The sequence below is a fragment of the Hoeflea ulvae genome (genome assembly GCF_026619435.1).
Classification (GTDB): Bacteria; Pseudomonadota; Alphaproteobacteria; order Rhizobiales; family Rhizobiaceae; genus Hoeflea; species Hoeflea ulvae.
Window position 1 is genome coordinate 3,972,717 of record NZ_JAOVZQ010000001.1, and the last position, 15,861, is coordinate 3,988,577.

Consider the following 15,861-nt stretch of genomic DNA (forward strand, 5'->3'; position numbering starts at 1 on the left):
GTTCAACTGCGCCACAATCAGGCCTATCAAGGCCTGATTGTGTGTCGCGTATCAGAAAGTGACAGTCCTACCGCTTCAACGGCTTGTAGGTCACCCGCTTCGGATTGACCGAGTCCGCGCCAAGTCTGCGGATCTTGTCCTGCTCGTAATCCTCGAAGTTGCCTTCGAACCATTCCACATGGCTGTCGCCTTCGAACGCCAGAATGTGGGTAGCCAACCGGTCGAGGAACATGCGGTCATGCGAAATGATGACGGCGCAGCCGGCGAAGTTTTCCAGCGCATCTTCCAGTGCACCGAGTGTTTCGGTGTCGAGATCGTTGGTCGGCTCATCGAGCAGCAGCACATTGCCGCCGGACTTCAGGAGCTTGGCCAGATGCACCCGGTTGCGCTGACCGCCGGACAACGTGCCGACCTTCTGCTGCTGGTCGCCGCCCTTGAAGTTGAAGGTCGAGCAATAGGCGCGGGAATTCATCTCGTGCCGGCCCAGCTTGATGATGTCGTTGCCGTCGGAAATCTCTTCCCAGACGCTTTTGTTGCCATCCAGTGAATCACGGCTCTGGTCGACATAGGAAAGCTGCACCGTTTCACCGATTGTGATGGTGCCTGAATCGGGCTTTTCCTGCCCGGTGATCATCCTGAACAGCGTGGTCTTGCCGGCGCCGTTGGGGCCGATGACGCCGACAATGCCGCCGGGCGGCAGCTTGAAGGTCAGATCGTCGATCAGCAGCCGGTCGCCATAGGCCTTGGAGATGCCTTCCGCGTCGATCACCTGATTGCCGAGCCGCTCGCCGGTCGGAATGATGATCTGGGCGTTGCTCGGGCTGCGGTCGTTGGCGGCCTTGACCAGTTCGTCATAGGCGCGGATACGCGCCTTGGATTTGGCCTGCCGGGCTTTCGGCGACGAGGCAATCCAGTCCTGCTCGCTGCTGAGCGCCTTCTGCCGGGCAGCGTCCTCGCGGCCCTCCTGCTTCATCCGCTTGCGCTTGGCTTCCAGATAGGCGGTGTAGTTGCCTTCGTAGGGAATGCCCTTGCCGCGGTCGAGCTCGAGAATCCAGCCCGTCACATTGTCAAGGAAGTAGCGGTCATGGGTGATCATGATCACGGCACCGGGATATTCCCGCAGATGCTTTTCGAGCCAGGCGATGCTTTCGGCGTCGAGATGGTTGGTCGGCTCATCCAGCAGCAAGAGATCGGGCTGGCGCAAGAGCAGCGCGCAGAGTGCCACGCGGCGCATTTCACCGCCCGAGAGCGATTCAACTCCCGCCTCCGGCGGCGGGCAGCGCAGCGCTTCCATGGCCATTTCGACCTGGCTGTCGAGATCCCACAGGTTCTGCGCGTCGATGACATCCTGAAGCTGCGCGCCTTCGTCAGCCGTCTCGTCGGAATAGTTCATCATCAGCTCGTTGTAACGGTCGAGCACCGCTTGCTTCTCGGCAACGCCTTCCATGACGTTTTCGAGCACTGTCTTGGCCGGATCAAGCTTCGGTTCCTGCGGCAGGTAGCCAAGCGTTGCGCCCTCGGCCAGCCAGGCCTCGCCGGTGAACTCCTTGTCGAGCCCGGCCATGACCTTCAGAACTGTCGATTTACCGGCGCCGTTCGGGCCAAGAATACCGATCTTGGCATCCGGGTAGAATGACAGATGGACGTTTTCGAGAACCTTCTTGGCGCCAAAGGACTTGTTGAGCCCCGCCATGTGATAGATGAACTGCCGTGCCACGATGCGCTCCAGACATGATTTGGATTGTTGTCCGCTGTCTATGCGAATTGGAGCCCAAGGGCAATGATCACCGTCATCGCTCCCCAGACGATCAGCCGGAACTTTGCTCAACCCGGCTGATGCGCCATGCCTGAACTCCGACATAGGCGCTCTCCGGCACGTGGCTGGTCATTTTCTCATGAAGTGGGTGGTCGGCGACCTCTCCTACCGAAATCGGCGTCAGTTGCCAGCGTTCCGCCACGAAGGTGCCCGGCGCGGCAGCCTGCTTGAGCTTCTCAAGAAAAGTCTGGTCAAACACAATCGCGCCTTCCAGCTCCATCGACAAAAGGACGGCGCCCTCGAAATTGCTTTTCATGATGATGGCGTTGCGGAAGCTCGCCGCGGGTATCGACGCGCTGGTGAAATCCGCCATCGCAACCACTGCGCCATCAAACAACGGCGCAATCGCCTCGATACGGGCAAAAGCAGTGTCGTAAATGATGCTGCTTTTAAAACTCACCCCGGTCATTCGGGTCGGCAGATAGTCGAAACCTTCCGCGCTGAAAGGCGCAGCCACTTCATCCGCCGGAAGCGACGAGAAATTCGTGCCGCGCACCACCGCGTTTTCGATCCGCGCCAGATCAAGCTGCGCCGCGCCGAATTCGCACCTGACCATCCGTGCCCAGGAAAAATCAGCAAATGCCAGCCGTGCATGCCGCATTGAAAGGCCGCCTGCCAGTTCGCGGCGGAACTCTGCAAAGGAAAAATCCGCACCCAGAAATGTCAGCGCCTCTGTCTCTAGAATGGAGTTGGCTGACATCATCGACAACAGATCGCCGCGCTCCGGGCTGACTGGCCTGTCGACCAGCCGCTTGGTGTCGGTGCGCATCTGTTGTTGACTGTCGAGCGCCGATGGATCGGCCAGCGAGTCGCGCCGTTGGGCGAGCGCAGTGACGATCAGGCCTTCAGCGTCGCGCGGGTTTGCATTGGATGGCGCCAGATAACGGTAGGGCCGCGCCACCAGGCTTGCCGCGATAATGCGCCCTCGCGTGGAACTGGTAAGATTGAGAAGACCAAAATTCTCGATATCGCCGCCACCATCGAGAAATGTCTGCCGTTCGGCCCCGATCAGCGCACCGATTTCCACCACTTCCGGACCGATCTGGGCGCTGCGTTCAGCTTCCGCCAACTGGATCTGGGTGTCGATCAACGCATTCTGGGTATCAATGCGCTGGTTCTGCTCCACCAGCAGCCCGGACTGCGCCCTTAACAACTTGTTCTGTTCAAACAGCAGCGCCGAGCCCGCCAGCGCCGCCATGGCTGCAATCAACCCGGTGATCGAGGCGATCAACCAGCGCCGGGTCGAGACCCAGGCGTAACGCGCCAACACGATCTCGGCGAAATCCCGCGCCGCATTTGTGGCTTCCTCGACCTTCTGCCCGGCCGCAAAGCGGGCCACATCGGCCAGCGGCCCGGCAAAGCGTGTCACCTCGATCTCGGTGCGTTGAAACAGCCAGCGCCACAGCGGCTGGCGGAACACGAAGACCAGGGACAACACCACGGTGACAAACAAGATCGCCCCGAGCACAATGCCGAGGACAACAGAGCCATGTTCGGAGAGAAAGCCGGGCATGAAGATTGCCGCCGGAACGCCGCAGGCAACACCAAGCACGAACACGATCATCGCCGATCCGCCGTGAAAGCGGCGTCCCTGCGAGGCCTCGCCGGTCACCGCGGTTGAGCGTCCCCGGTCATTGCCAGACGCTGCGTCCTGTTCCGCGCCGTCAATCGGATCTTCGGTTTCCAATCGGATTGTCCCAAAATTTCCGGACGGCAGTTCCACCGTCACAGCCTGCTCAGGCGGAAACTTTAGTCGTTCCGGGACAAAAAGAAACCTTTCAGATGCGCGTCCGCTGATGGTGCCGGTCGCAACTCATCAGTCAGCAAAAGACGAAGTGCTCCGCAACAGCACTTCCACGTCAGCGTCAAGGACAAGCCTCATGCATCGAGGTTGCCGGTTTCACAGCACAGCCGAAACCGGCTCAGGCCGAGAATGTGACGGCCACGCCCTTCTTGCGGAAATAGGACTGCATGATCTTGCGCCCCTGACGGTTGGATTGCGCCAGCTTGGCCGGCTCGAATACGGCTTCCTTGACGCCTTCGCGCGCCATCGCCGCCTTCAGCCCGGCAATATGGATGTCCAGCTCTTCATTGTCGTTCTTGATCGACGTGTAGATATTGTCGATGGCTTGGTTCAGGGTCAGATCGCTCACGTGTCGGCACTCCATGGCTTGGTGTCCCTCAACTAGCGATTTTTGCAGCAAGGGCAACCCGCCGATTTCAGGCAAGCCGGACAAGCGGCTCCCTCAAGGGCCCAGGTGATCCGAATTTGAGCGGGCTCCGCTCGTGCCACCGCCGGCAATCCCCGCCCCGCATGGATTGATCTGGTGATCGCTGATCACCCCTCTTGATTTCCGTGCCCCGGCCATGACCAATGGGCCATGAGCGATTTCTCCCCCTTCACCCTTTCAAGCCCGACCGGGGCAAAACTTGCTGTCAGGCACATGCCGGCGGAGGGCCAGGCCCGGGGCGTGGTGCAGATCAATCACGGTCTGGCCGAGCATGCGGCGCGCTATCAGCGCTTTGCCGCATTTCTGGCAGCGCGTGGCTACCATGTCTACGCCCACGACCATCGCGGTCACGGCGCCACTCGCGCGCCTGATGCAATGCCCGGCGCCTTTGCCGCCAGGGATGGCGCGTCAAAAGTGATTGCCGATGTCGCCGCCATCCACGCGCTGATTGCCGAACGCCATCCCGGCCTGCCGGTCGTCACCTTCGGCCATTCCATGGGCGGGCTGATCGCGCTGAATTTCGCCGAAGCCCACCCCGGCGCCAGCGCCGCGCTGGCGGTGTGGAATTCGAATTTCAACGCCGGCATGGCAGGTCGCGCCGGCCAGGCCTTCCTTGCCATCGAGGCATTCTTCAAGGGCTCTGACACGCCGAGTGTGATCCTGCCGAAACTCACCTTCCAGACCTGGGCCAGGGCGATGCCAAACCGCCGCACCGATTATGACTGGCTCAGCCATGATGCAGCGGAAGTCGATCTTTATGTCGCCGACCCGCTCTGCGGCTGGGACGCCACCGTCGGCATGTGGCGCGACGTGTTCGCGCTGATCTATGCAGGCGGCTCCAGCGACCGTTTGAAGCAATTGCCCAAGGCTCTGCCGATCCATCTGATCGGCGGCGACGAGGACCCGGCGACCGACAAGGGCGCGGCAGTCAAATGGCTTGCCGAACAGATGCGCAAGGCCGGGTTCACCAATGTCACCGCCAGGGTGTTGCCCGGCACCCGGCACGAAACCCTCAACGAGGTGGACCGCGACGAGGCAATGGCCGATTTTGTCACCTGGCTCGACAGCCAGATCGCCGCGCCACCGGCAACCTGACTGCAGGCGGCCGGGGTCCGGCCCCGCACCGGTCCACAGGCGACACGGCGACTCGAACTTTCCCGGCAGGAGCCGGCAGTGACGGCATGCAAGGACATCTGCCGGACCAGCCCGGCGCAGTGGCGAACACCCTGTTGGCCGCAGATGACCCCATCAGAGAAATTCATGTGTCACATCGGCCTTGCGGCGCTATACAGGCATCTGTCTTTCCGGCCGCCGGCGCGCGGCGCCCACCCGGAAACAGTGTCAACAGGGTAGATCATGAGCCAAGCCAAGTCCGACAATCCACCGCTTGCCGGTGTTCGCGTCATTGAACTGGCGCGGATCCTGGCCGGTCCCTCGGGCCGGTCAGCTGCTTGCCGATCTCGGCGCCGATGTGATCAAGATCGAGCATCCCGATGGCGGCGACGACACCCGCCGCTGGGGCCCGCCCTTTGTCACCGGCGCCGATGGCGAGGACCTGTCTGCCGCCTATTACCACTCCGCCAATCGCGGCAAGCGCTCGATCATGCTCGACATTGCCAGCCCCGAGGGCGCCCAGGCCGCGCGCGATCTGATCGCCACCGCCGATGTGGTGATCGAGAACTTCAAGGTCGGCGGGCTGAAGAAATACGGCCTCGACTATGACAGCCTGAAATCCGCCAATCCGAAGCTGGTCTATTGCTCGATCACCGGCTTTGGCCAGACCGGGCCCTACGCGCCGCGTGCGGGTTATGATTTCATCATCCAGGCCATGGCCGGGATGATGTCGATCACCGGCGAACCCGGCCGCGAACCGCAAAAGGCCGGCGTCGCCATTTCCGACATTTTCACCGGGCTCTATTCCGTCATCGCCATCCAGGCAGCACTGCGTCACGCCGAACACACCGGCGAAGGCCAGATGATCGACATGGCGCTGTTTGATTCCCAGGCAGGCATCCTCGGCAATCAGAATCTGAACTACCTGATTTCGGGTCAGCCGCCGGTGCAGATGGGCAATGCCCATATGAACATCGCGCCTTACGAGGTGTTCCCGGTCTCGGATGGCTATATCATCATCGCCGTCGGCAATGACGGCCAGTTTCAGCGCTTCTGCAAGCTGCTCGGCGCCGACAGCATGGCTGTTGATCCGGCGTTCCAGACCAACCCGTCGCGCGTCGCCCACCGCGAGCGGCTGCGCGCCGAAATCATCGCGGCGATGAGCACCTGGTCCAAGGCCGACATGCTTGCCGCCTGTGAAGCCAATGCGGTGCCGGCCGGGCCGATCAACAACATCGCTGAGATGTTTGACGACCCGCAGGCGATTGCGCGCGGGCTGCGGATGGATCTGACCGATAGCGCCGGAACGGAGATCCCTTCCGTGCGCGCGCCAATCCTGCTTCCGGCCTCGCCGCTCCGCTATGACCGGCCAAGCCCGCGCCTGGGCGAGCACACCGACGAAGTGCTGGCTGAACTCAACACGATCAAGACCAGAAGGACATGACCATGAAAACCGGTGGCCAGCTCATCGTCGACTCGCTGAAGGCCAATGGCGTTCGCCAACTCTATTGCGTGCCAGGCGAAAGCTATCTCGCCGTGCTCGACGCATTGGTTGATTCCGACATCGGCGTCACTGTCTGCCGCCAGGAAGGCGGGGCGGCGATGATGGCCGATGCCTGGGGCAAGCTCACCGGCGAACCCGGCATCTGCTTCGTCACCCGCGGCCCCGGCGCCACCAATGCGTCCGCCGGCCTGCATGTGGCGCGGCAGGATTCCACCCCGATGATCCTGTTCATCGGCCAGGTCCAGCGCGACGCCCGCGAACGCGAAGCCTTCCAGGAGGTCGAATACCGTCGGGCCTTCACCGAATTTGCCAAATGGGTCGGCGAGATCGACGATCCGGCGCGGATCCCGGAATTCGTCACCCGCGCCTTTGCCATCGCCACCTCCGGCCGCCCCGGCCCGGTGGTGCTGTCACTGCCCGAGGACGTGCTGCGCGAAATCGTCGAAAATCCCGTCGTGCCGCAACGCTATACAAGGGTTGCCACCCGTCCCGGCGCGCTTGAGCTGGGCGAGCTTGAAGACCGGCTGGCTGCCGCCGAGCGCCCGGTGATGATCCTGGGCGGTTCCGGCTGGACCGAGAAGGCGGTGCACGACGTGCAGGAATTTGCATCCCGCGCCAGCGTGCCGGTCGGCGTGTCGTTGCGCCGGCAGATGCTGTTTGATCACCTTCACCCGGCCTATGCCGGCGATGTCGGTATCGGCATCAATCCGGCACTGGCCGACGAGATCAGGAATTCCGACCTGGTGATCCTGGTTGGCGGCCGGTTCTCGGAAATGCCCTCATCGGGCTACACGCTGATGGACATCCCCTACCCCAGCCAGCCGCTGGTCCATGTCCACGCCGATTCCTCCGAACTCGGCCGGGTCTACAGGCCGACGGTCGCCATCAATGCCGACCCGGCCTCCTTCGCCGCCAGCCTGCTGACCATCGGCAACGCCGTGCCGGCAAGCCGCGCCGCCCGGGTCAAGTCCATGCATGACGCCTATCTCGCCTGGTCGACATCGCCTGAAACCGGTCCCGGCCCGGTGCAGATGGGACCCATCATCACCTGGCTGGAGCAACACCTGCCCGAAGACGCGATCCTGACCAATGGCGCCGGCAACTACGCCACCTGGGTTCACCGCTTCCACCGCTTCCGCGGATTTGCCACCCAGGCGGCCCCGACATCGGGCACCATGGGCTATGGCGTGCCCGGCGCGGTCGGCGCGCAGCAGGCATTTCCGGACCGGCTGGTGGTCTGTTTTGCCGGCGACGGCTGCTTTTTGATGCACGGCCAGGAATTTGCCACCATGGTGCGCCACCAGTTGCCGATCATCACGGTGGTGGTCAACAACGGCATCTACGGCACCATCCGCATGCACCAGGAGCGCGACTATCCCGGCCGTATCAGCGCCACCTCCCTGACCAATCCGGATTTCGCCGCCTATGCCCGCGCCTTTGGCGGCCACGGCGAAACGGTGGAGACAACCGCCGACTTCGCCCCGGCCTTCGAGCGCGCCCGGGCCTCCGGCCTGCCGTCAATCATCGAGGTCAAGCTTGATCCCGAGGCGATCACCCCGACGCGGACAATGTCGCAGATCGCCGGAACCGGTGTGACAAAATAGCCGCCGCCCCATCGGCTGCCTTGTCGAAGCTGCAGACAGCGCCAGTTGGTTGGCCATGATGACCTCACAGCCAACCACCCAACTCTGCGTCTGGTATGATGGAGACTGCCCGGTCTGCCGCCAGGAAGTGGCGCTTTACAGCCGCATCGACCGGAAGCAGCGGATCGCCTGGATCGACATTGTGGCGCTTGCCGATGATGAGCTGCCGGCGGGCAAGAGCCGCACGGAGCTGCTTGGCCGGTTTCATGCCCGAAAGCGCAACGGACCCTGGCAAATCGGCGTTGATGCCTTCGCGGCAATCTGGGATCAGCTTCCGGTTCTCAGACGCTTAGCCTTCCTGTTCCGCACCCCCGGCATCCGCCAACTGGCCGAGCTCGGCTATCGCGGATTCCTCGAATGGCAACGGCGCCACCGCGCCCAACGCGAAACAGCCGCCTGAGGCTTTCCAGTTTGCTTCAGCCGCGCATGTGTTCGGTATGCTGATAGATCGCGGTCGAACGCGCGCCGGAACGGCAATAGCCGAGCATCGGGCTGGGCAGTTCCTCCACGGCATCGAGCATTTCGCGCACCGCTTCGGCGGTCACGCCGGTCGGGCCGACGGGAATATGGCGCACTTCCAGACCGAGCGCCTCGGCGGCCTGCTTGATGCTGGCGAAACTCGGCTGATCGGCAACCTCGCCGTCGGGGCGGTGGCACACGATCGATTGAAATCCGGCGGCCTTGATGGCGGGGAGATCCTCGACGGAAATCTGGCCGGCAACGGAATAGGTCGGGGTGACGGGGCGAAGATCCATGAAACAGTCTGCCTTTGAAGTGAGGCGCGCGAGCCTCGGGCGCGCCAGTGTCCGGTATGCGTCTTTGACTTAAGCACTGGCTGGCATGGCGTCAATCCGGCCAGTCCCGCAGCTCAGGCGGAATCGGCTGGCGCGTCGTCGGGCCGCACCCGCGCGGTGACGTCGGAAATGATCTCCACCACATCGGGAAAACAGCCGCAACAGCGCCCGCGCATCCGCATGGCGTGATAGACCGTGGACGGCACGATCAACCGCCAGGGATCGTCGGCGAGAAGCTGCTCGACGGCCTTTTCGATCTCGTGCCGAAACAGAATGTTGCACTGGCAAACAATCATGCGTGGTCCTGGACGCGTGCGAAGGTGTGACGGAGCGCCGGTTGACGCTAAAACCTGTATGAATTACTCAACAATCATTGGTCAAGGCAAGTTCGGCTGTCAATTCCCGCGCGGGGCGACAGCTGCAACACCCGGGCCAGGAGACGGCCTGCCCGACCCGGGATCAGGCCAGATGAGAAGGACAAGCCGGCCTGTGGGCGAACGCGCACTCAAGATCCTAGCCTGGATAGTCTCGCTGCTGTGCCTCGCGCCGATTGTCGCGGTGGGCTTTGCCGCGGCCTCGGGCACGCTCGACACCTGGAACAGCCTGATGGCGACGGTGCTGCCGCGCTATGCGCTGACCACGGTGCAGTTGGTGGCGATCGTCGGCATCGGCACGGCCATTGTCGGCACCTCGACTGCCTGGCTGGTCACCACCTGCAGCTTCCCCTTCCGCCGCACCTTCGAGATCGTACTGGCGCTGCCGCTGGCCTTCCCGGCCTATGTGCTGGCCTATGCCTATACCGACCTGCTCGATCATCCCGGCGCGGTCCAGACCGCCTTGCGCAACATCACCGGCTGGGGCCCGCAGGACTACTGGTTTCCGGAAGTCCGCTCGCTCGGCGGCGCCGCCGCGATGCTGATCTTCGTGCTCTATCCTTATGTCTATCTGCTCGCCCGCGCCGCCTTTCTCAAGCAGTCGCCGACAGCCTATTTCGCCGCCCGCACCCTGGGGCATACGCCGTGGTCGTCGTTCTGGCGGGTCAGCCTGCCGATGGCGCGGCCGGCGATTGCCGGCGGGGTGATCCTGGCGCTGATGGAGACCATTGCCGATTTCGGCACGGTGGCGCATTTCGGCGTGCAGACCTTCGCCACCGGCATCTACAGCGCCTGGTTCTCGATGGGCGACCGCATGGCGGCCTCGCAACTGGCGCTGTGTCTGCTGGTCGTGGCGCTGGCCTTCGCGCTCATGGAACGCGCCCAGCGCGGCGCCGCCAAACGCTTTCCGGCGGGCTCGCGCATCGAGACCTTGGAACGACACCATTTGCGCGGCTGGCATGCCGCAAGCGCGTTTACCGCCTGCATGCTTCCGGTCGCCATCGGCTTTGCCATCCCGCTCATTGTTCTCACCGACATGGCCATCGAGGCCGGCCGAACCCCGTTCTCGCCGCGCTATCTCGGCTATGTCGAAAATTCCCTGACGCTGGCCTCGATCACCGCCGTGGTCACCGTATCGGGCGCCATCATCATCGGCTTTTGCGCCCGCATCGCGCCAAGCCTGGCGTCGCGCTTTTCCGCAGCCGCCGCCGGCATCGGCTATGCGGTGCCCGGCGGGGTGATCGCGGTCGGTCTGCTGGTGCCCTTTGCAGCACTCGACAACATGGTCGATGCCTGGGCGCGGACCAATTTCGACGTCTCCACCGGCCTGTTCTTCACCGGCTCGATCGGGCTTCTGGTGGTGGCCTATATGGTGCGTTTCATCGCCGCCGCGCTGGGTGCCTTCGACACCGGCATTTCGGCGATCAAGCCCAATATCGACGCCGCCGCCCGCACGCTCGGCCGCACCTCCGGCCGCATGCTGGTCGAGGTGCACCTGCCGCTGCTGCGCCCCAGCCTGCTGACCGCGTGCCTGATCGTCTTTGTCGACGTGATGAAGGAACTGCCGGCGACGCTGATCATGCGGCCGTTCAATTTCGACACGCTGGCGGTCCAGGCCTACCGGCTCGCCTCCGACGAGCGCCTTACCCAGGCCGCGCTGCCCTCGCTGATGATCGTCGGCTTCGGACTGCTGCCGGTGATCCTGCTGTGCCACACCATCGGCCGCTCCGGACGCCCGCAACGCGTCATCCGCCCCCAGGCCGAGGCGCTGCTGCCTGCGGCCTGAGAGGCCGTTCAATCCTCTTTCAGCCGGTCCATGGCCCAGCCGACGGTGAAGCCGTGCAGGACTGTCGACATCAGGATGACCAGCCCGATCAGCGACCAGAGCTGGGCCTCGTTGGTGAACTCGACATGGCTGCCAGCATAGCACAGATAGTAGATCGAGCCGATGCCGCGGACCCCGTAGACCGACACCACCGCCCGGTCGCGGTGATCGAGTCCGGTTCCGGTCAGCGCGATCCACCCCGACAGCGGCCGGATCACCAGGATCAAGAGCAGCGCCACGACGAAATGCGTCCAGGTCAGATCGGCAAACAGGATCGGCAGGACGCTTCCGAGCGCGATCAGCAGCAGCGCCGTCAGCGCGTGCTCGATGGATTCGGAAAAATCATGCAGCTGACGGTGGAAATGATGTTCGGCCTTGATCCGCCGCAGCGTCAGGCCGAGCACCGCCACCGCGATGAAGCCATAGCCTTCGATCAGCTCGGTCGAGCCATAGCACAAAAGCACGCCCGCCAGCGCAATCACCCCGGAGCCGGTTTCGGCCAGCACGGCTCCCCCGGGCACCGCGAACAGGACATAACCGAGGATGCGGCCACCGAGCCAACCCATGCCGACACCGAGCGCGATGCGGTAGGCGATGTCGCGCAGGAACCAGTCCAGCGCCCAGACCCCGGGATTGAGGCCTTCGGCCGCGATGATCAGCCCCAGATAGACGAAGGGAAAGGCCAGCCCGTCATTGAGGCCGGCTTCCGTTGTCAGGGTGAAGCGGACCGGGTGTTCGGCGCCTTCATGCGGTGGTCCGACCTGCACATCGGCGGCCAGCACCGGGTCTGTCGGCGCCAGCACCGCGCCGAGCAATATCGCGCCTGCAACCGTCAGCCCGACAAGTCCGATGCCGAGCATGGCGACGGCGAGGATGGTCAGGGGCATGGCGACGGCCAGCATGCGGGCCGTCGGTGTCCAGCGTCTCCACGGACGCAGGCTGTCGATGCGCATGCCGGCGCCGAACAGCGCCACGATGACGGTCAGCTCGCTCACCAGTTCCCAGGCCATCGGCGCCTGGCGCGGATCGGGCAGCGTCGGCAGCCCGGGGATCATCAGGGCCGCGCCGGCGCCAAACAGGATCATCAGCGGTGCTGCCGCCGGTTCGCGCTTGGAAATCAGCCGCGGCAGCCATCGTGCGGCGATGACGATCACGCCGATGACAGCGAGCGCGATGTGGTAGGAATTCAGAGCGAAAAACGGTTCGTGCTGCACATTGTGATCCCATGCCGGAGAGTGGCAAACATAGTCCGACGTGGCCGTTGAACGAGGCCGGTCCGCGAGTGTGTGGCCACCATCATAACGGAGTTGCGTCTCGCGTGCATACAGCTTTTCAAGTCTGTTGTGACCGACGCGGAACCGGCCCCGGCCCCCCGGGTCTGATCTCCCGCTTTCGTCGGTGAATCCTGCCCACAAAAAAAGGCCCGGACGCCAAATGTCCGGACCTTCCTTATGCCGGGGAAACGGTCACTCCCCGGAAGATGAATGCTGTCTCGAATTCGGCTTACTTGTAGCCGACCTCGTTGTAGATTTCCTGGGCGCGGGCCTGGTTCTTGCCAAGCTCGTTGAGGTTGAGCGTATCGGCCTTGAAGCTGCCCAGACCCTCGACCACGGAGGACGCAGCAACGCCCTCGACCACCGGATATTCATTGTTGCCATTGGCGAAATAGGACTGGGCCGACTCGGAGGTGAAATATTCGAGCAGCTTGATCGCATTGTCGCGGTTGGGCGCATGCGCAGCAACGCCGGCACCGGAGATGTTGACATGGGTGCCGTTGCCGTCCTGGTCGGGGAAGACCACGCCGATCTTGTCGATGCCCCTGGTCAGGCCGTCGACATCGCCGGCCAGGCCGCGGGCGAAGTAATAGGTGTTGGCAATGGCAATGCCGCATTCACCCGACACAATGCCGCGCAGCTGGTCGGTGTCGCCACCCTGCGGGTCGCGCGCCAGATTGTCCTTGAGACCCTGCGCCCATTCCTTTGCGGCCTCGTCGCCATTGTGGGCGATATAGGCGCCGAGCAGCGACAGCATGTAGATGTTGGAGCTCGAGCGGGCGCACAGCAGGCCCTTGTATTTCGGGTCGGCCAGGGCGGCATAGGTCTGCGGCGGCTCGCTGACCTTGTCCTTGTCATAGAAGATCACCCGGGCGCGCTTGGAAATGCCGAACCAGTGGCCTTCGGGATGGCGCAGGCTGTCGGGCACGCGGCTGTTGAGCGTTTCGGACTCGACCGCGGCCAGCAGGCCGGCCTGGTCGGCGCGCCACAGGCGGCCGGCATCGGCGGTGATGAACACATCGGCCGGGCTGTTGGCGCCTTCGGCCTTCATCCGTTCGATCAGCTCGTCTTCCTTGCCTTCGATGAGGTTGACATTGATGCCGGTGGCCTCGGTGAAATCGCTGTAGAGCCGCTCGTCGGTGTCGTAGTGACGCGAGGAATAGATATTGACATCGCCATCGGCGAATGCCGGAGCGGCAACGCCTGCCATCATGGCAACGGAAGCGAGAAGCGCAAGAACGCGGGGTGTAGAAGAGGCCATTGGAAACTCCATGGGTTTCGGATGAATAAACCTGACTGTAACGATCATGTTTATTCAGCGCCCGTTTTGCTGTCAACCGGCGGCGGTTGAAATAGATCGGAGAATTCAGTGCTGATTGAAAACCGGCCAGTCCGGCGACCAGCACCCGGTTGCACTCTCCCTCGCCTTTCTGGCAACCCGTCCAGAGCTCGGCACCGGAGAGCCCGGCAGGCCTCCGCAGGGCTGAACATGGCCCACCGCTTGCAACGATTGTTTCCACACCCCACCTCGCAGCCTCACGGACAAGTTACTAGACGACCGGTCTATTTATTCCTATGTCACCCCATGACCGAAGCGAAGAAATCCGACCAGACCCGCTCCCGCATCCTTGCCGAAGGCCGCACGCTTGTGCTTGCCCAGTGGCTTTGGCGGGCTCGGGCTGACCGAACTGCTCACCGCCTCGGGCGTGCCGAAAGGCTCGTTCTATTACTATTTCGCCTCCAAGGAGGCCTTCGGCTGCGCCATGCTCACCGCCTATGTCAGCGACTATCTGGCAGCACTCGACACCATCGTCGCCCGGCCACAGACGGCCGCGCAGCGCATGGACGATTTCTTCAGCGCCGCCTTGGGCGGCGAGGCCGGCTCGATGGCCGACCGCTGTCTCGTGGTCAAGCTCGCCGCCGAAATCAGCGACCTGTCGGAAGACATGCGCCAGATCCTCGACGGCGGCGTCAATTCCGTCCGCGAGCGCCTTGCCGGATTGCTGCGCGAGGGATCCGGTGACGGGTCCATCACGCTTCAGGCAGATCCGGATGCGGCGGCCGCCCTGCTCTATGCGCAATGGCTCGGAGCGGCCGTGATTGCAAAGCTGTCGCGAAACCCCGAACCGCTGCAACAGGCGATGGCCGACACCCGCCGCCGCTTCTTCAGCTGACGGCTGCCAATTCCCACCCTTCCCTCCACCACAAAATCCTGCGCTTTGCAGGCCCATCAAAGGATCCTCCCATGAAAGCTGCAACCTACACACAATTCGGCGAACCAGCCGACGTGCTCGTGGTCAAGGACGTTGCCCGTCCGGAGCCAAAACCCGGTGAAGTCCTCATCCGCACCATTCTCTCGCCGATCCACAATCATGATCTGTGGACCATTCGCGGCACCTATGGCTACAAGCCCGAGCTGCCCGCGCTCGGCGGCAGCGAAGCCGTCGGCACCGTGGAAGCCGTCGGCGACGGCGTCGATGCGGCGCTGATCGGCAAGCGCGTCGTCAATGCCGGCAAGATCGGCACCTGGGCCGAATATTTCACCGCTCCTGCTGCCGGCATCCTGCCCCTGCCCGACGCGATCTCCGACGAGGCCGGCGCGCAGCTGATCGCCATGCCGTTCAGCGCCATCTCGCTGCTCGAATTCCTCGACGTCAAGCAAGGCGACACCGTCATCCAGACCGCCGCAAACGGCGCTGTCGGCAAGATCTTCGCTGACCTGGCCCGTTCCCGCGGCATCACCACCGTCAACCTGGTGCGCCGCGCCGAGGCCGTGGCCGAGCTCGAAGCGCTCGGCATGGACAACGTGCTGTCGACCGACCAGGACGGCTGGCAGAAGCGCGCCCGCGACATCGTCGGCAAGGACGGCGCCCGGGCGGCGATCGATTCGGTCGGCGGCCCGATCGTCGCCGATATCGCCGATCTGCTCGGCCTCAACGGCCTGCTGGTCGTCTTCGGCACCGCGACAGGCGTGCCGCTTGAACTGCGCGCCAGCGCGATGATCACCAACCACCTCACCGTCAAGGGTTTCTGGGGCTCGCGCATCAGCTCCGAAATGGCCGCTGACGAGAAGACCCGGCTGATCACCGAACTGGTCACGCTCGCCGCCCACGGCAAGCTGAAGCTGCCATCGGGTGGCGAATTCAGCCTCGACAACGTCACAGACGCGGTCAAGGCATCGCTGACGCCGGGCAAATCCGGCAAGATCCTGATCCGTCCCTGATCCGGATCGACCACATAGTCAGGCCCGCGCCAGAGCTTTCTGGCGCGGGCCTTTTGCAAGATGC

The 15,861-nt window shown here is 63.5% G+C and carries 12 protein-coding genes and 2 pseudogenes; 7 read left to right on the forward strand and 7 right to left on the reverse strand.

Annotation, left to right across the window (positions count from 1 at the left end):
* Positions 1 to 67: 67 nt before the first annotated feature.
* From ettA to OEG82_RS18915, 3 genes are all read right to left on the reverse strand, one after another.
* Entirely contained in the window at positions 68 to 1,717 is a 1,650-nt protein-coding gene (gene ettA, locus OEG82_RS18905) for an energy-dependent translational throttle protein EttA (protein ID WP_267613919.1), read from the reverse strand.
* Positions 1,718 to 1,808: 91 nt separating this feature from the next.
* Positions 1,809 to 3,503 (reverse strand): pentapeptide repeat-containing protein, encoded by a 1,695-nt coding sequence (locus OEG82_RS18910; protein ID WP_267613920.1) that lies wholly within the window; start codon positions 3,501 to 3,503, stop codon positions 1,809 to 1,811.
* A 235-nt stretch (positions 3,504 to 3,738) separates the two neighbouring features.
* The gene (locus OEG82_RS18915; RefSeq protein ID WP_267613921.1) at positions 3,739 to 3,969 is read right to left on the reverse strand and encodes a hypothetical protein; all 231 of its coding nucleotides are present in this window, start codon (positions 3,967 to 3,969) and stop codon (positions 3,739 to 3,741) included.
* A 228-nt stretch (positions 3,970 to 4,197) separates the two neighbouring features.
* Between OEG82_RS18915 and OEG82_RS18920 the strand changes: the two genes are divergently transcribed.
* From OEG82_RS18920 to OEG82_RS18935, 4 genes and pseudogenes are all read left to right on the forward strand, one after another.
* The gene (locus tag OEG82_RS18920; RefSeq protein ID WP_267613922.1) at positions 4,198 to 5,142 is read left to right on the forward strand and encodes an alpha/beta fold hydrolase; all 945 of its coding nucleotides are present in this window, start codon (positions 4,198 to 4,200) and stop codon (positions 5,140 to 5,142) included.
* 261 nt (positions 5,143 to 5,403) lie between these two features.
* A pseudogene (locus OEG82_RS18925) lies at positions 5,404 to 6,604 on the forward strand (CaiB/BaiF CoA transferase family protein).
* Between the two features lie 2 nt (positions 6,605 to 6,606).
* Positions 6,607 to 8,268, forward strand: a complete 1,662-nt coding sequence (locus OEG82_RS18930; RefSeq protein WP_267615009.1) for a thiamine pyrophosphate-binding protein — start codon at positions 6,607 to 6,609, stop codon at positions 8,266 to 8,268.
* A 58-nt stretch (positions 8,269 to 8,326) separates the two neighbouring features.
* Positions 8,327 to 8,707, forward strand: a complete 381-nt coding sequence (locus OEG82_RS18935; protein WP_267613923.1) for a thiol-disulfide oxidoreductase DCC family protein — start codon at positions 8,327 to 8,329, stop codon at positions 8,705 to 8,707.
* A gap of 16 nt (positions 8,708 to 8,723) precedes the next feature.
* On the opposite strand, the gene OEG82_RS18940 is transcribed toward OEG82_RS18935, so the two are convergent.
* Complete coding sequence (locus tag OEG82_RS18940; RefSeq protein WP_267613924.1) at positions 8,724 to 9,062, reverse strand: protein tyrosine phosphatase family protein; 339 nt, start codon at positions 9,060 to 9,062, stop codon at positions 8,724 to 8,726.
* 155 nt (positions 9,063 to 9,217) lie between these two features.
* A pseudogene (locus OEG82_RS18945) lies at positions 9,218 to 9,397 on the reverse strand ((2Fe-2S)-binding protein); the annotation flags it as partial.
* Between the two features lie 193 nt (positions 9,398 to 9,590).
* On the opposite strand from OEG82_RS18945, the gene OEG82_RS18950 reads away from it, so the two are divergent.
* The gene (locus OEG82_RS18950; RefSeq protein WP_267613925.1) at positions 9,591 to 11,261 is read left to right on the forward strand and encodes an ABC transporter permease; all 1,671 of its coding nucleotides are present in this window, start codon (positions 9,591 to 9,593) and stop codon (positions 11,259 to 11,261) included.
* Positions 11,262 to 11,269: 8 nt separating this feature from the next.
* Here OEG82_RS18950 and OEG82_RS18955 read toward each other — a convergent pair whose 3' ends face one another.
* Positions 11,270 to 12,514, reverse strand: coding sequence for a cation:proton antiporter (locus OEG82_RS18955; RefSeq protein WP_267613926.1), 1,245 nt, complete (start codon positions 12,512 to 12,514; stop codon positions 11,270 to 11,272).
* 289 nt (positions 12,515 to 12,803) lie between these two features.
* Positions 12,804 to 13,835 carry a Fe(3+) ABC transporter substrate-binding protein gene (locus OEG82_RS18960; RefSeq protein WP_267613927.1) on the reverse strand — a complete coding sequence of 344 codons (1,032 nt, stop codon included), beginning with the start codon at positions 13,833 to 13,835 and terminating at the stop codon, positions 12,804 to 12,806.
* A gap of 385 nt (positions 13,836 to 14,220) precedes the next feature.
* Between OEG82_RS18960 and OEG82_RS18965 the strand changes: the two genes are divergently transcribed.
* Together OEG82_RS18965 and OEG82_RS18970 are read left to right on the forward strand one after the other, a co-directional pair.
* Positions 14,221 to 14,748: a TetR/AcrR family transcriptional regulator gene (locus OEG82_RS18965; protein WP_267613928.1), complete on the forward strand. Its 528-nt coding sequence runs from the start codon at positions 14,221 to 14,223 to the stop codon at positions 14,746 to 14,748.
* 71 nt (positions 14,749 to 14,819) lie between these two features.
* On the forward strand, positions 14,820 to 15,797 hold the full coding sequence (locus OEG82_RS18970) for a zinc-binding dehydrogenase (protein ID WP_267613929.1): 978 nt from the start codon (positions 14,820 to 14,822) through the stop codon (positions 15,795 to 15,797).
* Positions 15,798 to 15,861 lie beyond the last annotated feature (64 nt).

Excerpts from the sequence above, each read along its gene's own strand:
- OEG82_RS18920 (WP_267613922.1), top strand. The coding sequence starts at position 4,198 with ATGAGCGATTTCTCCCCCTTCACCCTTTCAAGCCCGACCGGGGCAAAA.
- OEG82_RS18930 (WP_267615009.1), top strand. The coding sequence starts at position 6,607 with ATGAAAACCGGTGGCCAGCTCATCGTCGACTCGCTGAAGGCCAATGGC.
- OEG82_RS18935 (WP_267613923.1), top strand. The coding sequence starts at position 8,327 with ATGACCTCACAGCCAACCACCCAACTCTGCGTCTGGTATGATGGAGAC.
- OEG82_RS18940 (WP_267613924.1), bottom strand. The coding sequence starts at position 9,062 with ATGGATCTTCGCCCCGTCACCCCGACCTATTCCGTTGCCGGCCAGATT.
- OEG82_RS18960 (WP_267613927.1), bottom strand. The coding sequence starts at position 13,835 with ATGGCCTCTTCTACACCCCGCGTTCTTGCGCTTCTCGCTTCCGTTGCC.
- OEG82_RS18970 (WP_267613929.1), top strand. The coding sequence starts at position 14,820 with ATGAAAGCTGCAACCTACACACAATTCGGCGAACCAGCCGACGTGCTC.